We start from the raw sequence: 19,046 nt of genomic DNA on the forward strand, positions 1-19,046 counted from the left end.
GATCGTTTCATCCGGGTTGTCCGCTGCCGGTGTGGAATTCGGTGATGACCCGGGCGAACTTCTCGGGTTCGTCCAAGAACAGGGCGTGGCTGCTGTTCTCGAAGAACTCGGTGCGCGCATTCGGCACGTGCTCACCCACCCATGCCGGACCGCGCCAGTCGAATACCTTGTCCTGGCGGGCGACCAGCACCAGCGTTGGCAGATCCAGGGTGGGCAGCAGGTCACGCCAGTCATGGCGGGTATGGTCGGCCATCATCGGGTTACGCACCGACGGTGCGCATTTGGCCATCTCCGCCAACAGCAACTTCCGGAATCCGTTGGTGGGTGTGGTGAGCATGATGGTGTCGATCTGACCCTGATCGAAAGCCACGGTGTCGTATTCGACCTGGGCGCAGGTGGTGGCCAGGCTCGCGTCGTCAAAGCACGTTGCGTGGGCGTATTTCCAGTCCGCAGCGTAGTACTGGCGCGGGGACTGTTCGACGAACACCGCCCCGGCCAGGCGAGCAGGCCCGAAGAGCTCGAGGTAGCTCCAGATCACCGGACAACCGAGCGACCAGCCCAGCACGGTCACCTCGGTGAGGTCCAGCGCCTCGAGGAGATCGTGCAGATCCTTGGCCAGCCGCGGCACCCGGTAGCCGTGGCCGGGACTCTCGGAGTCCCCGTGACCGCGGAGGTCCATGCGGATCACCCTCGCGGCAGTGGCGAGTTCGTCGACGACCGGGTCGAAGAACCGGCCGGAGAAGCCCCACCCGTGAATCAGCAGCAGCGGCCGGCCGTCGCCCTGATCCGCGTAGTGGATCCGGGTGCCGTCGTTGGCCGTGACGAAGTCGGTCATGGCCGTCACGGTGTGGGTGTACCGCCATTGGCGGAAATGGTCGCCCCGCTGACATAGCTCGATTCAGGCGAGGCCAGGAACACATAGGCGGGCGCCATCTCGGCCGGCTGACCAGGCCGTCCGATCGGCGACTGGCCGGTCCCGAACTCGGCGAGCACGTCGGTGGGCTGGCCACCGGCGACCTGCAGCGGCGTCCAGATCGGTCCTGGCGCAACCACATTGACTCGTATACCCTTCGACGCCACCTGTTGGGCCAAGGACTTGCTGAATCCGTTGATCGCCCACTTGGTCGAGGCATACTCGAGCAGGATCGGGGACGGCTGATAAGCCTCCAAAGAGGCGGTGTTGATGATGGTCGACCCCGGTGGCATATGCGCGATCGCGGCCTTGCACAGCCAGAACATGGCGTAGACATTGGTCTTGAGCGTCGCGTCGAACTGCTCGGTGCTCAGGTCGGCGATGTCCTTGACGTACTGCTGTTTGCCTGCGACATTCGCCAGGATGTCGACACCGCCCAACTGGCGGACCGCGGTGTCGACCAGCGTGCGGCAGTAGTCCTCGTCGGTCACGTCGCCGGGCACCGGCACCGCGGTGCGGCCGGCGGCCTCGATCAGCTCGACGACCTCGGCCCCATCCGGTTCTTCTTCCGGCAGGTAGGAGAGGACGACGTCGGCGCCCTCGCGGGCGAAGGCGATGGCCGCGGCCCGCCCGATCCCCGAATCCGCGCCGGTGACTATCGCCTTGCGCCCGGTCAGGCGGCCGGTCCCTCGATAGGTGTCCTCTCCGGAGTCAGGTGTGGGGGTCATGTCCCGTTGCAGACCCGGAGCGTCCTGTGACTGCTGGAAACTCTTGTCGGACTTGGGGTACCGGGTCGTCGGGTCCGCCATAGTGTACTGGTCGGTCATGATGTTTCTCCCATCTCGATCGGATAGCTCGGTGTTTCAATGGGTCTGGGGCGTCAATGGGTCTGGGGCGTCAATGGGTCTGGGCGTCAACAGGTCTGGGGGGCGTCTGGCTACACCGGCCCGAGGGTCTCGATCAGGTGTGATGGGTAGCCGGCATCGGCGAGCGGGCCGACGACGTCGCGGTCGAGATCGGGCAGATAGCCGAACAGCACGTCGGCCGGACCGCGGATCTCGACCTCACCGCAGACGGCGGGTAGCAGCAGCGTCTGTGCTCGCCCGAGCTCTTCTGACCGCCGGCCGCTCCGGACCGTGATCGGCGACCCCAGGTTGGTCAGTATCTGGGCGGTGGCAAACGCGCGCAGCAGTGGCCCGGAGGTACCGACCCGCCACCGTTCCAGAGCGAAATACGGCCCGGCACACAGGAACACACGCCCCACCGCCTCACCGCAGGGAAGTGCGAGTCCGGGAACGAAGTCCGGTCGGGAGTTGAGCTGCGCCTCTTGCATGAGCATGTCGAGGTTCGCCGAGAACTCGTCGTCGGCGACCGGTGAACCGTCCTCCATGTGCCGGCGCATGGCGTGTTGCTGGATATCGGAGGTCTGTTCGATCTCGTAGATCACGGTGTCCGGACCGAACGAGTGCAGGGTGCCGCCGGGTACATAGATCGTCTCGCCGGCGCGGACCGGCAGCCGGCGGAGCACGGCGTCGAAGTCCTGGCTTTCCAGCGCGGCACGCAGCTGCCCGGCGGTGATGCCGTCCTCGACGCCGCACAGCGCGGTGGCGCCCGGGGCGGCGTCGAGGATGTGCCAGGCCTCGGTCTTGCCATTCGGCTGGCCCTCGAGTCGGCGCGCCGCCTCGTCGTCGGCGTGCAGGTGTACCGGGAGGGTGCCGGCGCCGTCGATGAATTTGGTGAGCACCGGGAAGAACTCGCCCGACCAGCCGGCGCCCATGAGTTCCTTCGGGTGTTCGTTCACGAGTTGGCGGAGCGAACGGCCGGCCAGCGGGCCGTTGGTCACCTGGCCGTTGTTGCCGTCGACGTCGCTGCACTCCCAGGTCTCGGCGACCGACCAATCCGGGATCCCGCGCTTGCCGAGGCGATGGGCAATCGCATGACCACCGAATACGTGGTGCTTGACCGGCACCGTCAGCCGCAGCGGGTAGAGCGTCGGACCGGTCACAAGATCGGTACCCCACCGGTCACCGCGACCCGGGCGCCGGAGACGTAGCCGGCCTCGTCGGAGGCGAGCATCACATACACCGGCGCGAGTTCCTTGGGCTGGCCCGGCCGCCCGCTCGGTGACTGCTGCCCGAAGTTCGCCACCTGGTCCTCGGGCATCGTCGACGGGATCAGCGGCGTCCAGATCGGGCCCGGCGCAACACTGTTGGCACGGATGCCCTTGGGCGCCAACTGCTGGGCCAGGGTGGCACAGATGTTCGCCAGGGCGCCCTTCGTCGCACTGTAGGGAAGCAGGTCGGGTGCCGGCTGATCGGAGTTGATCGAGGAGGTCGCAATGATGGAGGCTCCCGGCTTCATCTGCGGCACGGCGGCTTTGGCCAGGTGGAAGAATGCCGACAGGTTGGTCGCGATGGTGCGGTCCCACTCCTCGTCGGGAGTGTCGGTGAAGTCTTCGCGGACCATCTGGAAAGCGGCATTGTTGACGAGCACATCGATTCGCCCGAACTCGTCGACCGCTTTGGCGATGACGTCCCGGCAGTGCTGCGGCTTCTGCAGATCGCCGGGCACGACCACGGCTTTCCGGCCGGCCTCCTCGACCCACTTTCGGGTGTCCTCGGCGTCCTCGTGCTCGTCGAGGTAGGAGATGAGCACATCTGCACCTTCACGCGCGAAAGCGATCGCGACTGCCTTGCCGATGCCGCTGTCTGCGCCGGTGATCACCGCCGCCTTGCCTGCCAACCGGCCCGAGCCGCGGTAACTGTTCTCGCCGTGATCGGGGCGGGGGTCCATCTTCGCGGTGACACCGGGTGGCGTCTGTTGCTGTGGATTCTGCGACATCGGTTCTCCTACACGCTGTCTCGTGCCGACGGTGCTTGAGCGTCAGCGGATGCGCCCGATGCCTGCCATCCCCGGAACCTTCCGGTGGCGTGTCACCGAACGCACAGAGCCCGCGTACCCCCGCGTGCCGGTCGCAAACATGCCGCGATCAGATCGCGACCGGCGAGACATTGCGGAATAGTTGGGGAAACGGCCGACCCGGAAGGTGCCCCGATGCGAGCTACCCGCATGATCCCGCTCATCGCCCTGATACTCCTCGGGCTTCTCGGCACCGTGCCCATCTCGCGTGCCGAGGCCGCTCCGGCCGCCGCCTGCGTGACTCCGCTCGCCCGCACCGACACCGAACGGATCGCGGCCCTGTCGGACATCGGGGCCGACCGCGGCCGGCCGGACCTGGCGGGTCTGCGCAGCCACGTCGCCCGGCTGTGGTCGATCACCGACATCCTGGTCGCACACCACGACCGCCGCGGACTGTTCCCGCTCGCGCTTGCCGTCACCGAACGAGACGCGGTCATGCCGCTGCAAGAGCGCCCCGGCGCGTTTCAGAATCCACAGTGGGCACCGCGCGTCAGCCAGTACCTCCTCGATCGGTTCCTCGACGCACTCCATGCCGAGTTCACCGGCGGCCCGGTGCCCGCACACTGGACGCGATACTTCGATCTCGCCACCGACTGCCGGGTCTCTGGCGAGCGCGTGACGACCGTCGGCTTCAACTCCCACATCACCGTCGACCTGGCGCACGCCGTGGCCGATGCCGCCACCACGCAGGCGCAGGCGCGTGACTTCTTTCTGATCGTCGATACCATTGCTGCGCATGGCAATTCGATCGTAGTGGCCACGAACCGCGCCTACGGGATCGACCTCGGCCCGGCCTTCCGCTTCTACTTCGTCGGCGAAGGCCTCGACCGGATCGTCGGCGCCGGGCGAGCGACCACGCCGATGCTCCGTGCCGCCGACGTCGGCTACAACGTGCTCACGTTCGGCAACGGGCTGGCTCTGCAAGATCCCGCCACCCACGACGCCGCCGTCACGGATATCAGCGCACTATGGTCCACCGGCGACGCCGCACTCGAAGCGTTCGAACAGGTGGGCCTTCCGTAAGTGCGGGGCGCCCAGTCCGAACCGCAATGCACCACCCTTGCAGTCACCCTGGGCGCAACCACACGCCGGCGGAAGTCACCGGCGCGGGACCGGGTTGGCCTGGTCATGGCCACCGGAATCGCGCTACCGCCCCTCGCCAACGACCCATCGGTCACCAACATCGTCGATCGGGCGATCGAGCTGGGCGGCGAGCTCGCCGACCTCGGGATCGACTCGGCCTGGTTCGGCCAGCCCTACAGCTACGACGCCCTGACGCTCGCCGCACTGCTCGGCCGCGCCGTCCCCGGCCTTCGCGTCGGTACCTCGGCCATTCCCATCCATCCTCGACACCCGATCAACCTGGCAAGTGCGGCGAAGACCGCCGCCGCCGCGACCCATGACCGATTCGAACTCGGCGTCGCGCTGGGGACACCGGCCCTCGGCTCTGTCTACGGGGTCGAGTTGCCGCCACCGGCGGCGGCCCTGCGGGATCACCTGCGCGCGCTGCGCCCGCTCCTCGACGGCAGCGACGAGGCGGTCGAAGGCCCGACACTGCGCTCGGCTCCGCCGCTGCCCACCGCGGTACCCGGCGTCAGTGCGCCGATCCCGCTCCTCGTCGCCGCCATGGGACCACGCACGCTGGCCGTGACCGGCGAACTCGCCGACGGCACGATCCCCTTCCTCGCCGCGCCTGCGGTCATCCGTGAACACATCGCGCCGGTCATCCGCGACGCCGCGGCGGCCGCCGGACGACCGGCGCCGCGGATCGTCGCCGCGGTCCCCGCCCTGGCGACCGACGACGTGGCGCCCGCCCGAGCCGCCGCCCGCAGCGCTGCGTCGTTCTACGAAACCATCCCGTCCTACCAGCGCGTCCTCGAACTGGGCGGATTCGATTCGGCCGGTGACGTTTTCGTGATCGGTGACGAGGCGGCTGTCGCCGACGGGTTGCAGGAATACCTCGATGCGGGTGCAACCGATCTGATCGTGACCCAGACCGACATCGTGGGCGAGGAGACCCGGCAGCGAACGTGGCATGCGGTCGGAAAGTGGGCCGCCGACGGGCACTGACGCCTGCGCCGGGGCGCGGCTGACACTCACGTCACAATACGGCTAGAGAGTTGCGTGCCTTTACCTCCGGGTCATACTGTGCCTTCAGTCACATTTGACGGAGGAGGCCGGACCGGTGCGGAGCAGGGGCGGACGCGGCGTCGTTCTGGGTATCGTCCTGGCGGTTGCCGCCGGACTGACGATCGCGGCATCGCCGGTGGTCGAGGCCTCGCCGGCGACCGATCGAACGTCCTGCGCCCTGCCCGGCGGCGGACAACCGTTCGGCTCGAGCGCTCCCGGTCGGCACGGCCTCGACGCCGCCAAGGTGAACGACGCGATCGCCTACGCGTCGAGTCACATGCGCCTGTCGGTGCAGATCTTCCGGGACAACTGCCTGGTCGGTACCGGACCGTTGAATGCCGCGACCCAGAACGTCCCCTTCCCGATGTGGAGTTCGACGAAGTCGGTGATCTCGTTGCTCACCGGTATCGCGATCGACCAGCACAAGCTGGGAATGAACGATCCGATCGGAAAGTACCTCCCGCGCGGTTGGGGCGACGCCGCGCACCGCTCGATCACCGTTCACGAGTTGTTGACCCAGACCTCGGGGATCAAGCAATCCATCCTGTCGGAGGCTGCGACCTCACTCAGCGATCCGAGCATCGCGCAGGAAGCCCTGGCCTACCCGCTCGATCACGCTCCGGGAACCCACTGGGTCTATGGCCAGCGGCAGGTCGACCTCCTCGGTTATGTGGTGCACCGAGCAGTCGGCGAAGACCTGGTGGCCTACGCACAGCGCAATCTGTTCGGACCAGTGGGCATCCCGGCGTCGTCCTACGCTTGGCTGCGGGACCAGTCCGGGCAGCCCTACGGCTACGCGCATCTGTTCCTGCCGCCGGTGCAATACGCCAAACTCGGCCTCCTGCTGCAGAATCAGGGCGTGTGGAAGGGCCGCCGCGTGATCTCCGAGGCGTACGTCGACGCGTTGTCCACGCCCACCCCCAGCAATCCCTGCTATGGGTTGCTGTTCTGGACCAACGCCGGGAACCGCTGCACCAGTGCAGATTTCCCTGCGGCCGTCACCGTGAACCATCGGATGATCGAGTCCGCGCCGGCGGATCTGTACGCGATGGTCGGCTTCCTCCACCAGAACAACTTCATCATCCCGAGCCTGCACATGGTGATCACCTGGACCGGCGTTCTGGGTGACAGTTACCCGAATATCGCGGTTCTGCTGTCCGCGGTTCCGGCCGGCGACCTCTACCACAATTTCTTCCGCATTCTGATGTCCGGGGTCAAAGACGTCCACGTCCCCGATCCGGGCCCCTACCGCGGGCCGGGGGAGAGCTTCGAAGTCGACCCATCAAAGCTCATCGATCCCGAGATCAGCCAGAAGGGTCTCGCGCCGAACGTGCACTGTAATGTGCTGAGCTGCACCAGCGGCTAGCAGCGGACGCGAACAGAGATTACGGTCGGCACGGTGAAGAGCACGGGAAACCGCCACGACGATGACGGCCTCCTCGACCGGGCGGTCGGCACATTCCGGCGTCTGGGCTATCCGGGCGCCACGATGGCAATTCTCGCCGAGGACGCCGATTCGACGAAGCCGACGCTATATGCACATTTCGGCGGCAAAGAAGACCTGTATGTGCGTGCCTTTGCCCGCGAAATCGATCGTCTGAAGGCGGTGTTGTTCACGACCTATGCCGACGCCGAGTCGTTCGGTATGCGGGAAGCGGTCGAAGCCGACATGCTCGCCTTCTTCGACTACGCACGCACCTTTCCGGACAGCTTTCATCTCATCTTCAGCGAAGAGCCCAGACCCGCCACCGCGGCCGCGCTCCGCGAGATCATGATCGAGCAGCTGATCCAGAAGATCACCGGCCAGATCCGGCGCCGACTGCAGTCGGGGGGCGCCGACGTCCTCGGCCGCAGCGCCGAGGTCTTGGCGTCGCTGCTGGTGGGTATCGCCATTCGGGGCGGCCGGATCGCCGTGGACACCGGGCTGGCGCCTGCTGCTCTCGGCGACCTCGTGGTGAGTCTCGTCTCCGACGGGCTGTTCGGTCTGACATACGAGCCGTTGCGGCGGATCGACGAGGCCACGAACGACGATGTGGAGGAACGGGACGAGTAGCCTCGCCGCATGACATCATCCGGCCGGGTTCTGATCTGATGCGCGCGCGCGGATGGGTCGCGCTCGGCCCGCGCGGCATCGACGACTTCGCGGTCGCCGACATCGAGGTGCCCGCACCGGCGTCCGGCGAGGTGACGATCGAGGTCGTGTCGGCCGGCGTCAATCCGGCCGACCTCAAACACGCACGCGCCGCGACCGACTTCCCGGCACCACTCGGCTACGAGATCTCCGGGCGGATCACCGCGCTCGGAGCCGAGACCGACATCGCATCCGGGCCCGCGGCGGTCGGCGACGAGGTTCTCGCCTTCCGCGTGCACGGTGGATATGCGAGAGCCCGTACCGTCGCCGCCGAGACGGTCTTCGCGAAGCCGGCGTCGTTGGACTTCGATCAGGCCGCCGGTCTGTTGCTCGCCGGCTCCACCGCCGCCGACATGCTCCGGGCGGCCCGCGCCACCCGCGACGAGATGATCGTGCTGCACGGGGCCTCGGGCGCGGTGGGCGTCGCCGTGTTGCAGTTGGCGCGGCTGCGTGGCATCCACGTCATCGGTACGGCCGGCCACCGATCCCGGGATCGGGTCCGCGGTTTCGGTGGGATGCCGGTCGAATACGGGCCCGGGGTGCTCGATCGGATACGCGCGAGCGCCGACGGCACACCGATCGCCGCGGCGCTCGACGCGGTCGGCACCGACGAGGCGATCGATGCCTCGCTGGAGCTGGTCGCCGATCGTTCCCGGATCGTCACCGTCGCCGCGCCCCGGCGAGCCGGGGCCGACGGCTTCACCGCCTTGGGCGGTCAGCAACCGCAGAGCCGGATGTTCCGGGACTCGGTGCGGTCCAACCTGATCCGGCTGGCCGGAAACGGCGACATGGTGGTTCCCGTCGCCGCGACATTTCCCTTCGACGACGCGCGCGAGGCAGTTGCCCTCGCCGCCGGTGGGCACGCCGGGGGCAAGGTCGTGATCCGGGCGGACCGGTAGCGGGCGTCCCGCTACCACAGGCCTACGACAACAATTCGTACCCCGATAGGCCGACGGCACCTTCGCCGTGTACGAGTTATCACTGCACCACAATGGTTTTCGCTCATGGTGAGCCTATTGATCGCCATTCGTCCGACGGTCGGGCGAACGGCCGAATTCACCGCGCAGAGCTCGCACGCACCATTCACCCCGATCCACACTGGCTTCAGGTCGACGTCCTCGGCAGCGCCTGGAGAGCAGCAGCGAGACAAGAGGATTCCCCGGTCGACCACACCCGACAAGGAGACTCCTGTGATCACCATCAGCGATGTGGACCTGGCCGTGGCGGTGACCGAGCGTGCTCGCCGCCGGGTTCCGGCCTATGCGGACTTCCTGCTCCGCAACGGCGTCGATCCCGCCGATCGAACCGACAACGATTCCTTCGCCCGGCTGCCCGTGATGACCAAGGAGAACTACCTCAGCCACTACCCGCAGCCGATGCGCTACTGGGACGGCCGCCTGAGCGAGGCGATGATCTGGTCGTCGACGTCGGGTTCGTCGAGTGGCGTGCCCACGCAATTCGGCCGCGGCGCAGTCGCACTCGCCCAGAGCGCCGCCATGTACGACCGGATCTTCACCGAGTCGTTCGGGTCCGGGACGCGAACCACATTGCTCCTCAATTGTTTTGCCATGGGTACCTGGATCGGCGGGACCTACACGATGGCCGGGGTGCTCGAGCTCGCCGACCGTGGGCATCACATCGGTGTGGCCACTCCCGGTATCGACGTCGATGTCGCCGTGGCCACGCTTGCCGAGTTGGGTCCGCACTACGATCAGGTCGTGGTGGCCGGATATCCGCCGCTGATCAAAGACCTTCTGGACAACACTCCGCCGCACCTCCTGGCCATGGATATCAAGATCCTGCTGGCCGGTGAGGCGATCACCGAGACGTGGCGCGACCACGTACTCGGTCTTCTGGGCAGAGAGTCGGAGCCACAACGTATCTGCCTCAAGTACGGGACCGCCGACGCCGGGATCATGGGATACGAGACGCCGATCAGCATCGCCGTCCGGCGGGCCGCACTCGAGGACGAGCATCTGTCCGAGTTGCTCTTCGGCACCGCAGGTGCCCCACAGCCGACCTTCGTGCGTTATCACCCCGAATACCGCTACACCGAGTGTGACGATGACGGCCATCTGCTGTTCACCGTCGATTCGGCAATGCCGTTGATCCGCTACCGGATCAACGACCGCGGAAGGGTTTTCGATGGTGCCGCACTACGCTCGGTCCTGCACCGGCGCGGCCTCGTCCAACTCGCCGCCCAGGTCGGGGCCGACGATCACTTCCTCGTTCTGTACGGCCGTACCGACATCGCGGCGATCTATCACTCCCTCAACATCTATCCCGCCAACATCCGGCCCGCCTTCGAGGATCCGGCGCTCGCCGCGCAACTCACCGGTCGCTTCGTCGTCGAGGTGCTCGAGGACCGCGACCACCACCAAACCCTCTACATCCGGGCCGAACTCGCCCGGCACGCCACCGGCGGCAGGGACCTGACCACGCGATTGAGCGAACGGTGTCACGCGTCGCTGGTGCGCACGAACTCCGAGTTCCGGGCACTGAGCGCGTCATCGGGAGGCTCGGCCCGGGCCACCATCACCCTGCACGAATACCACTCGGCGGGCTTCGGCGCCGCCGCCAAAGACGTCTACATCAAAGGAACAGCACAATGATCGACATCCTCGACCCGGCGCGTGATCGCGACCGCATCGATGCACTTCTGCATGCCGGCGACCACCGGCTGGTGGATGCGTGGGCCACCGCCCGTCCCGAGCTGACCGCACTCGCGCAGTTCACCGGCGAGGAGGTTCCCGATTCTGCCCAACTCGATTCGTGGAGCCGCTACGTCGTCTATCCGTGGCGGCGCACGGTGGTCCGCGTGCCGGTCGACCCGCTGTTGCACCGGCTGCGCACCGCACGCAACCGATTCCTCATCACCGACGACGAGCAGGCCGCGTGGTCGTCGGCGCAGCTGGCGGTGGCCGGCCTCAGCGTCGGCGCCTCCGTCGTGCAGGTCGCCGCGCTGACCGGGGCGCGCCGGTTCCATCTCGCCGACCCGGACACGCTCGGCCCCACCAACCTCAACCGGCTCGCCGGTTCGGTGTGCGACCTCGGACTGGCGAAGACGACCCTGGCGGCCCGACGCCTCCTCGAGGCAGATCCGTACGCCGAGATCGCCACCTGGGACCAGGGCTATCGGGTCGACAGGTCGGCCGAGTTCCTGCGCGGCCGGGATGGGCGGCCGGTCGACGTCGTCATCGAGGAGATGGACGATCTGGCCATGAAGGTCGCGGTGCGCTCGCACGTGCGCACCGCCCGAATCCCGTTGATCATGGTCACCGACGACGGCGACAACGTGATCCTCGACGTCGAACGTCATGATCTCGATCGCGACTATCCCCCGTTCCACGGAGCCGCAGGCGAGATCGCCGAGTATGACCTGGAGGCACTGCGCGACCCGGCGAACCGGGTGCGGGCGGCGGGCGCGATCGTCGGCCCGGACGTTGCCCCACGGGTCGCCGAGGCGCTGGCCCATGTCGGCCAGACGATTCCGTCGTGGCCGCAACTGGGCACGGCGGCCAGTCTGGCGGGGGTGGTCGGCGCGTTCGCCGCCCGCACCATCGTGTGTGGTGGCGACCTGCCGTCGGGCCGCTACCGTGTCGCCATCGACGACGCGCTCACCGCGCACACTGCGCACACTGCGCACACTGGGCACACTGGGCCGGCACACGCCGCCGCGTGAGCGGCCGTCAAGGTTGGTTGTGCCGCCCGCTCACGCCGTGAGCACGTCGGCGTGACCGTTGCGGCGACACCAGCTCATCAGGTAGCGGGCATGCAGTCCGCTCCATCGGTACACCGACGCCTGTGTCATCGGCAGGTGCTCGTCGTGTTCGCCCCGCTGGATGATCATCGGCCCCAGGTAGTGGCTGGTGATCTTGTTCGCGGTGTTCGGCGAGACCTTGGCCACCCGGGCCAGCGACGCGGTGTCGGAGACGTGGCCGGCCGCGATGGCGCCGGCCATCCGGCCGGCGGTCTGCCCACGACGCCCGGAGAAGAGTTCGTACAGGCTGGGCCGGCGGCCGGGCGAGGGGATCGGAGGCAGGCTGCGCCCCAGCGCGGCAACGCGGATGGCGTCGGCGAACGCGGCAAAACCGTCGGATTTGGCGACCACCCCGACCACCTCGTCGCGTCGGCTCGCCTCCTCGATCAGGTCCACTTCCATGCTGTGGCCTTGCGCCGCCAGCAGGACCGGCGCCAGCCGGTCGTGGGCACGCAAGAGTTCGATCACGTCCAGGCCGTCGAAGGCCCATTCCGTATCGGGACGGTTCCAGACCAGATCGGCGGTGACGACGTCGAAGCGGACCCGGCCGGCGACCCGCCGAACGAAGTCGGTGTCGTCGGTGGCCACCTCCACGGTCCAATCGGGAAATCGCGACCGCAACGGAGCGGCCACCACCTCGCCCAGCGGTGAGGCGACCAGCACACGTAAGCCCTCGGACATGAACAATATTGTGCCCCGCGGAAGCTGTTCATGCGTAATCACGCATGACGATCGCCGTTTGGTAGCCGTATACACCCGAATCAACAGCATTTGTGTCGCACGAATGGGTGACCGACGCCCTGCCGTCGGAAAGGGTTGAGCCCATGCAGCACGAGAACGAGAATCCCCGGCCGGTCCCGACCGCCGTCCCCGACGATTCCGCGGATCGGTCCCTGTTCGTCGCCGTGGCCGCCGAGGGTGACATCTTCGATACCGCGCTGTGTGCCCTCGTCGAGAAGCTCGGCCATCACACGGGCATCGTCCGGCTCGACGCCGACGATTCGGCGGTCCCCCGGGCCGCAGGGGGAGCCGGCGCAGAGGATTCCGGTGCAGATGGTTCCGGTGCGGGGGGAGCCGGCACCGTCATCCTGGTGCGCTCGGCACACCGGCTCCGCCAGATTCGGCAGAATCCGCGGTTTCAGAACGCGGTCCTGCTGGGCGTCGGCGTGCGGGCCGGCGATCCGCGTGGGCTCGATATTCCCGATACTGTCTGCGCAGCAACCGAACTCGCGGCTTTCCTGGCAGGTGTCGCCGACCGGCTGCCGTACCGATCCGCCCGCGTCCGGCTGACCGAGCGCGAACGTCAGATCCTGACGACGTACGCGCTGGGTACGACGATGGCCGAAACCGCGCGCCGCCACCACATCGCCGAGAGCACCGTGCGCGAACACTACCGGCGGGTGACGCAGCGCTACGCCGATGCCGGGCGGCCGATCGGCAACAAGGCGCAGTTGCTGCTGCGCCTGATGAGTGACGGCTGGGTGCGTCCGCTCGAGATCCTGCAGGCGACCGCCTGACGCAGCGGCGTGGCACAGTGAGGGTCGTGTTGCTGCCGACCCTGTCACCGAATGCGCCCGACCTCGCCGACGCCGTCATCATCGGCGACGAACACCTGTCCCGGGAGGATCTGGTCGGTGCCGCGACCGCGGTGGCCGAACGCATCCGGGGGGCGCGCACGCTGGCGGTTCTGGCCCGGCCGACGGGGTCGACGGTGCTGGCCGTGGTCGGCGGACTCATCGCCGGCGTCACCATCGTGCCGGTGCCGCCCGACTCCGGGCGCCGCGAAATCGACCACATCCTTACTGATTCCGGTGCACAGGCGTGGCTGGGTGAGGCACCCACCGGCGCCACGTTGCCGACGATCCCGGTCCGCCGCTACGCCAGGTCCTGGCATTCACACCCCGAGCCGTCGGCCGATTCGGTGGCGCTGATCCTCTACACCTCCGGCACCACCGGAGCACCCAAGGGCGTGCCGATCACCCGCCGGGCAATCGCCGCGGGCCTCGACGCACTCGCCGACGCCTGGGATTGGACGTCCGACGACGCACTCGCGCATGGGCTTCCACTGTTCCATGTGCACGGACTGATCCTCGGCCTGGTGGGCCCGCTACGCCGTGGCGGTCGGCTCATCCACACCGTCACACCGACCCCGCAGAACTATGCCCGCGCGGCGGCGGACGGCGCGTCGATGTTCTTCGGGGTGCCCACGGTGTGGTCTCGGATCGGTGCGGCGCCCGACCTCGCCCAGCAGTTGTCGCGCGCCCGGCTGCTGGTGTCGGGGAGCGCCCCGTTGCCCGTCCCGATTTTCGAGCAGATCCGTGCGGTGACCGGGCATGAGGTCGTCGAACGCTACGGCATGACCGAAACCATGATCACCGTGAGCACCCGCGCCGGCGGCGAGCGGCGGCCTGGCTGGGTCGGACTACCGCTGACGGGCGTCGAGACCCGGCTCGTCGAGGGCGGTGCGGCGCTGCCACACGACGGCGAATCCGTCGGTGACCTGCATGTGCGCGGGCCGATGCTTGCCTCCGGCTACCTGAATCGGCCCGATGCCACCGCCGAGAGCTGGCTCGGCGACGGCTGGTTCGCGACCGGTGACGTCGCGGTGATCGGCGATGACGGCATGCATCGGATCGTCGGACGGCGGGCCACCGACCTCATCAAATCCGGCGGCTTCCGGATCGGGGCCGGTGAGATCGAAACAGTACTGCTGGCACATCCCGCGGTCCGCGAGGTCGCCGTGATCGGCGTCCCCGACGCCGACCTCGGGCAGCGCATCGTCGCCTACGTGGTCGGCGACCGGTCACCCGACGACGAGCTGATCGCCTTTGTGGGACAAGAACTATCGGCCCATAAGCGACCCCGCGAGATCCGGTGGACGGAGTCACTGCCGCGCAACGCGATGGGTAAGGTGCAGAAGAAGCTCCTGGGCGACGGGTCCGAGCGCGGATGAGGCGGCCACTCGATTTCGTTCGGTCGGCCGACCTGCACCTGTCGGACGCCGGATTCGTCGCATAGGGTGTGGTCATCGCACAGACAGTGGCGGTTGGCCGTTCAACGAAAGAAAGGCAGACGAACATGGGCGTGAGCCTGAGCAAGGGTGGGAATGTCTCGCTGACCAAGGAGGCACCGGGATTGACCGCGGTCGCCGTGGGTCTGGGCTGGGACGCCCGCTCCACCACCGGTGCCGATTTCGACCTCGACGCCAGCGCCATCGCGCTCGGCGCGAACAAGAAGGTGCTCTCCGACCAGCATTTCGTCTTCTTCAACAACCTGCGGTCACCGGACGGCTCGATCGAGCACACCGGCGACAACCTGACCGGTGAGGGCGAAGGCGACGACGAGGTCATCAACGTCGATCTCGCCGGCGTTCCCCCGGAGGTCGACACCATCGTCTTCCCGGTCTCGATCTATGACGCCGACGCGCGTAGCCAGTCGTTCGGCCAGGTCCGCAACGCTTACATCCGCGTCATCAATCGCAGCGGCGGCGCGGAGATCGCCCGCTACGACCTCTCCGAGGACGCCTCCACCGAGACCGCCATGGTTTTCGGTGAGCTCTATCGCAACGGTGCCGACTGGAAGTTCCGCGCCGTCGGCCAGGGCTACGCCTCTGGCCTCGCGGGTATCGCCCGCGATTACGGCGTCAACGTCTGAACGTCGACACCCACTCGCCGATGCCGCACCCGCCCTTCGTGACGGGTGCGGCATTCGTCGTCCACCGGGCGTCGCAACGCGGCGCGCCCACCGGCTACCGACGCCGTCGGTTCCCGGCGTAACGCACACCGCCCCAGCATGATCAGAAAGGCCACGCCCCAGTGGTACTGCGAATATTCGGTCTGTCCATCGTCGTCACGATCCTGGCATTGATAGCCGCCTTCTTCTACGGCGGCACGACAGCACTCTTCCTCACCCTGATCCTCGGCATCCTCGAGGTGTCGCTGTCTTTCGACAACGCGGTCATCAATGCGACCGTCCTGCGCCGGATGAGCGAGTTCTGGCAGAAGATCTTCCTCACCGTCGGCGTCATCATCGCCGTCTTCGGCATGCGCCTGGTGTTCCCGCTGATCATCGTGTGGCTGGGGGCGCGCCTGAACCCGGTCGAAGCGATGCGGCTGGCGCTCAACCCGCCGACCGACGGATCGCAGACCTACGAGCAGATCATCACCGACGCGCATCCACAGATCGCTGCATTCGGCGGGATGTTCCTGCTGATGTTGTTCCTGGGCTTCATCTTCGAGGAGAAGGAGATCACCTGGCTCACCTGGATCGAACGGCCGTTGGAGAAGATCGGCAAACTCGACCAGCTCTCCGTCGTGGTGGCCTCGATCCTGCTCATCATCACCGCCGAGTTCATCGCCCCCGACGACGAGCGTTCGACGGTACTGTTCGCCGGGGTACTGGGCATGATCACCTACATCGCCGTCAACGGACTCGGCGAATTGTTCAACAACGATGATGACGATGATCCCGACGAATCCGCCGATGAACACGCGCAGGCGCAGCGAACGCCCGGCGTCGACGATGCGGCATCGGTCGCCGATGCCGAACTACGGCGCTCCGGACCGAGCGACCTGGCCAAGGCCGCGGGCAAGGCCGGCTTCTTCCTTTTCCTCTACCTCGAGGTCCTCGACGCGTCGTTCTCCTTCGACGGTGTGATCGGTGCGTTCGCCATCACCGCCGACCCCATCATCATCGCGCTCGGCCTGGGCTTCATCGGCGCAATGTTCGTCCGCTCGCTCACCGTCTACCTGGTCCGCAAGGGCACCCTGAGCGAGTACGTCTACCTCGAGCACGGCGCGCACTGGGCCATCGGTGCGTTGGCACTGATCCTGTTCTACTCGATCGGCACCCACGTCCCCGAGATCGTCACCGGTCTCGTCGGTGTGGTGCTGATCCTGGCAGCGCTCGTCTCGAGCATCATCCGCCGGCGCAACGAGCCCGCCGACGCCAAGGACCACATCGAGGTCTGATCTGACGTTGGGTCGTTCCCGCTCACTCATTTGCTTCCCGCTCACCGATCTCGGCGAGCGGGAAGTAAATCGTTGAGCGGGAATGAGGGTGGCTACTGCTGTTGCTCGAGTTGCTGGTTGATCTCCTGATTGATCTGCTGCAGACCGGGGACCGAGAGACCGGGAAGGTGGCCTTGAATGGTGCGGACGACCGACGTGTCGTTGCGGACCTTCTCACTGGACTGGATGAGAACCGTTCCGCTACCGGTGAAGTCGAACTGACGCTCCTCACCGGAGTTGATGCCGAACCGGCGGCCGGCGGCGGCGATGAAGGAGTTCACCCACACCTCGTCGAAGTGGTGGCTCGGTGACGGGCAGTCGGCCCAGCCGACGAGCGCCTCGGGGTCGACGCGCACCGGCGGCTCGGCGAACATCACCGGACCGTTCGACGACGCGAGGAACTTGCCGCTGCCGATGAGCGTCAGGAAGCCCGGGACGATCGACTGCTGCAGCGACAACTGTGGTTGAAAGGCAAGGAGATTCGCAGCCCGGATGGTGAGGTTTCCGTCATCGAGGTCGTAGGCGTTGATGTGGTAGCCGCGGTCGCCGATGATCAGCTTCCCGTGTCCCTCGGCGACGACGAAGTCGCCAAGATGCAGTGGCGCCGAGAATTGTTGGGCCACCATGTGCAGCAGCTGCCCGGAGAGCCCGTGCTGCAGCGAGGTGAAGTTCATCTGGCCGTAGTACGCGATCATCGCGCCCTTCGACATGAACCACGGCTGCTCGAGGTCGATGCAGAACGAGTAGTCGTTGTCGGGGACGTTGTCGTCGGCCGGTAGGGTCGCCGGATTCCAGATGGTGTTGAGCTGACTCACAACTTCTCCTCCGATGCCTGAACGTAGACGACGCCCTGCCCAGCACACTCCAATTGCATTGCCTCACCGCCGGTTCGGCCCACATTGCGCCAGCTGACGGTCGATCGCAGCGTGGTGTTGACCGGCCCGGCGGCCCCCACGTAGGCCTGCGGGTCGACGGTCACCGGGGGGCGGTCCGGCGAGACGGGCAACTCGAAGACCCCGCCGTGGCCGAGTATCACGACCTGCCCGGGGCCGGAGAGCTGGGTGGTGAACATACCCTGGCCGGTCATCGCACCCGCCGCCGCCGAGCGCATCGAGCGCAGCAGGCCACCGCCGCCGCCACTGCCACCCTGCGAGGCGACCGAGACGATCGACGCCTGCAGGTTCGAGGTATAGGCGAGGGTGCGTGAGGCCTCGACGCGAATCATGCCGCCGACCGCACCGACGTCGATGATCTGGATCTCGATACCGCGAAACCCGTAGTGCACCACACCTTGTCCCTGCGCGATCATCGTCGACTCGTGCTCGCCGGACATCATCCGGCCGGCCATGCCGCCCATGCCGCCGGACGCACCGGCCACCTGGTGCGGTTGGAAGTAGACGTTGCCGGTGTAGAACAGCATCGCCCCACGCCGGGCGACGATCGGACCGCTCCGGCCGATGTCGACCGACACGACCTTGCCGTTGACCTTCTCGAACATCGCTGTGCTCCCTATCGCTCGGCCGGTTGGATCGAGACCACGCCACTGCCGTCCCAGCGCAGCGAGAACGCCTCACCGCCGCCCTGGCCGAGCGCGCTGCGCCAGCTCACGTCGGTGACGAAGGACTGGTTCAGCGCGCCGCGCGCGCAGACGAAGGCGTCCGGGTCGACGACGAGCGGATACTGCGGGCTCACCTCGAGGTGGATGAGCGGCCCGCCCTGCGACAGCAACGCGATCTGGCCGTGCCCGCTGACCGTGGTCGTGAACAGTCCCTGACCCGACGTTGCACCGCGCACCCCGGTGAAGGTGATGTTGGTCTGCAGATTGCCTGCCAGCACCATCAGCTGCTGCGACTCCACCTGCAGGGTCTCGCCGGCCATGTCGATGATGGTGGTCTCGGCGGCGTTGTGCGCGAAGTACACCACGCCGCTGCCTGCGGCCTCCATCAACGACAGGCCTTCACCGGTGGCACGTTGCTTGATACCGGCCAACAGGCCATCGCCACCGCCGAAGCCCGCGGACTTGAAATCGACCTGCCCCTCGTAGGCGACCATCGATCCCGACAGCGCCCGTACCGACGTGTTGTCGAGCCGTGCCTCCACGACTCGTTTGGAGCGTTGCACCAGTTGCACTCGCCCACCCCTTCCGCGATTGCGCCACCGTTCGATACGGCACGCCTGCCGAAG

19 protein-coding genes are annotated in these 19,046 nt (G+C 67.2%); 11 read left to right on the forward strand and 8 right to left on the reverse strand.

The window, feature by feature from the left end; all coding sequences use genetic code 11:
• Positions 1-7: 7 nt before the first annotated feature.
• The 4 genes from ACPXB3_RS04720 to ACPXB3_RS04735 all read right to left on the reverse strand — a co-directional run bounded on the left by ACPXB3_RS04720 (position 8) and on the right by ACPXB3_RS04735 (position 3,754).
• Positions 8-835 carry an alpha/beta fold hydrolase gene (locus ACPXB3_RS04720; RefSeq protein WP_425706191.1) on the reverse strand — a complete coding sequence of 276 codons (828 nt, stop codon included), beginning with the start codon at positions 833-835 and terminating at the stop codon, positions 8-10.
• 5 nt (positions 836-840) lie between these two features.
• A complete protein-coding gene (locus ACPXB3_RS04725) occupies positions 841-1,740 on the reverse strand; it encodes an SDR family oxidoreductase (RefSeq protein WP_425726688.1) in 900 nt (299 codons plus the stop codon).
• Positions 1,741-1,850: 110 nt separating this feature from the next.
• A complete protein-coding gene (locus tag ACPXB3_RS04730) occupies positions 1,851-2,918 on the reverse strand; it encodes a class I mannose-6-phosphate isomerase (RefSeq protein ID WP_425726690.1) in 1,068 nt (355 codons plus the stop codon).
• Positions 2,915-3,754 (reverse strand): SDR family oxidoreductase, encoded by an 840-nt coding sequence (locus tag ACPXB3_RS04735; RefSeq protein ID WP_425706188.1) that lies wholly within the window; start codon positions 3,752-3,754, stop codon positions 2,915-2,917. Before ACPXB3_RS04735 ends, ACPXB3_RS04730 begins: the two co-directional genes overlap by 4 nt.
• A gap of 213 nt (positions 3,755-3,967) precedes the next feature.
• Here ACPXB3_RS04735 and ACPXB3_RS04740 point away from each other — a divergent pair, with 213 nt between their 5' ends.
• From ACPXB3_RS04740 to ACPXB3_RS04770, 7 genes are all read left to right on the forward strand, one after another.
• Positions 3,968-4,855, forward strand: coding sequence for a DUF5995 family protein (locus ACPXB3_RS04740; RefSeq protein WP_425726692.1), 888 nt, complete (start codon positions 3,968-3,970; stop codon positions 4,853-4,855).
• Positions 4,856-4,960: 105 nt separating this feature from the next.
• Positions 4,961-5,902, forward strand: coding sequence for a TIGR03564 family F420-dependent LLM class oxidoreductase (locus ACPXB3_RS04745; protein ID WP_425706186.1), 942 nt, complete (start codon positions 4,961-4,963; stop codon positions 5,900-5,902).
• Between the two features lie 115 nt (positions 5,903-6,017).
• Positions 6,018-7,328, forward strand: a complete 1,311-nt coding sequence (locus tag ACPXB3_RS04750) for a serine hydrolase domain-containing protein (protein ID WP_425706185.1) — start codon at positions 6,018-6,020, stop codon at positions 7,326-7,328.
• A 33-nt stretch (positions 7,329-7,361) separates the two neighbouring features.
• Complete coding sequence (locus ACPXB3_RS04755) at positions 7,362-8,015, forward strand: TetR/AcrR family transcriptional regulator (protein WP_425706184.1); 654 nt, start codon at positions 7,362-7,364, stop codon at positions 8,013-8,015.
• A 38-nt stretch (positions 8,016-8,053) separates the two neighbouring features.
• Positions 8,054-8,992 carry a quinone oxidoreductase family protein gene (locus ACPXB3_RS04760; protein ID WP_425726694.1) on the forward strand — a complete coding sequence of 313 codons (939 nt, stop codon included), beginning with the start codon at positions 8,054-8,056 and terminating at the stop codon, positions 8,990-8,992.
• A 291-nt stretch (positions 8,993-9,283) separates the two neighbouring features.
• Positions 9,284-10,705: a hypothetical protein gene (locus tag ACPXB3_RS04765; protein WP_425706182.1), complete on the forward strand. Its 1,422-nt coding sequence runs from the start codon at positions 9,284-9,286 to the stop codon at positions 10,703-10,705.
• A complete protein-coding gene (locus ACPXB3_RS04770; protein WP_425726696.1) occupies positions 10,702-11,775 on the forward strand; it encodes a ThiF family adenylyltransferase in 1,074 nt (357 codons plus the stop codon). Before ACPXB3_RS04765 ends, ACPXB3_RS04770 begins: the two co-directional genes overlap by 4 nt.
• A gap of 30 nt (positions 11,776-11,805) precedes the next feature.
• Here ACPXB3_RS04770 and ACPXB3_RS04775 read toward each other — a convergent pair whose 3' ends face one another.
• Complete coding sequence (locus ACPXB3_RS04775; protein ID WP_425706180.1) at positions 11,806-12,534, reverse strand: response regulator; 729 nt, start codon at positions 12,532-12,534, stop codon at positions 11,806-11,808.
• A gap of 143 nt (positions 12,535-12,677) precedes the next feature.
• Here ACPXB3_RS04775 and ACPXB3_RS04780 point away from each other — a divergent pair, with 143 nt between their 5' ends.
• The 4 genes from ACPXB3_RS04780 (at position 12,678) to ACPXB3_RS04795 (ending at position 16,823) form a co-directional block, all read left to right on the forward strand.
• Complete coding sequence (locus ACPXB3_RS04780; RefSeq protein WP_425726698.1) at positions 12,678-13,370, forward strand: LuxR C-terminal-related transcriptional regulator; 693 nt, start codon at positions 12,678-12,680, stop codon at positions 13,368-13,370.
• A 26-nt stretch (positions 13,371-13,396) separates the two neighbouring features.
• The gene (locus ACPXB3_RS04785; RefSeq protein WP_425726700.1) at positions 13,397-14,806 is read left to right on the forward strand and encodes an acyl-CoA synthetase; all 1,410 of its coding nucleotides are present in this window, start codon (positions 13,397-13,399) and stop codon (positions 14,804-14,806) included.
• A 125-nt stretch (positions 14,807-14,931) separates the two neighbouring features.
• On the forward strand, positions 14,932-15,507 hold the full coding sequence (locus ACPXB3_RS04790; RefSeq protein WP_425706177.1) for a TerD family protein: 576 nt from the start codon (positions 14,932-14,934) through the stop codon (positions 15,505-15,507).
• 161 nt (positions 15,508-15,668) lie between these two features.
• Complete coding sequence (locus ACPXB3_RS04795) at positions 15,669-16,823, forward strand: DUF475 domain-containing protein (protein WP_425726702.1); 1,155 nt, start codon at positions 15,669-15,671, stop codon at positions 16,821-16,823.
• Positions 16,824-16,915: 92 nt separating this feature from the next.
• Here ACPXB3_RS04795 and ACPXB3_RS04800 read toward each other — a convergent pair whose 3' ends face one another.
• From ACPXB3_RS04800 to ACPXB3_RS04810, 3 genes are read right to left on the reverse strand one after another with little or no spacing between them, the layout of a single operon-like run.
• Entirely contained in the window at positions 16,916-17,677 is a 762-nt protein-coding gene (locus tag ACPXB3_RS04800) for an AIM24 family protein (RefSeq protein ID WP_425726704.1), read from the reverse strand.
• The gene (locus ACPXB3_RS04805) at positions 17,674-18,360 is read right to left on the reverse strand and encodes an AIM24 family protein (protein ID WP_425726706.1); all 687 of its coding nucleotides are present in this window, start codon (positions 18,358-18,360) and stop codon (positions 17,674-17,676) included. Before ACPXB3_RS04805 ends, ACPXB3_RS04800 begins: the two co-directional genes overlap by 4 nt.
• A gap of 11 nt (positions 18,361-18,371) precedes the next feature.
• Positions 18,372-18,992 carry an AIM24 family protein gene (locus ACPXB3_RS04810; RefSeq protein WP_425706173.1) on the reverse strand — a complete coding sequence of 207 codons (621 nt, stop codon included), beginning with the start codon at positions 18,990-18,992 and terminating at the stop codon, positions 18,372-18,374.
• Positions 18,993-19,046 lie beyond the last annotated feature (54 nt).

Source organism: Gordonia sp. DT219 (assembly GCF_049847065.1).
Taxonomy (GTDB): domain Bacteria; phylum Actinomycetota; class Actinomycetes; order Mycobacteriales; family Mycobacteriaceae; genus Gordonia.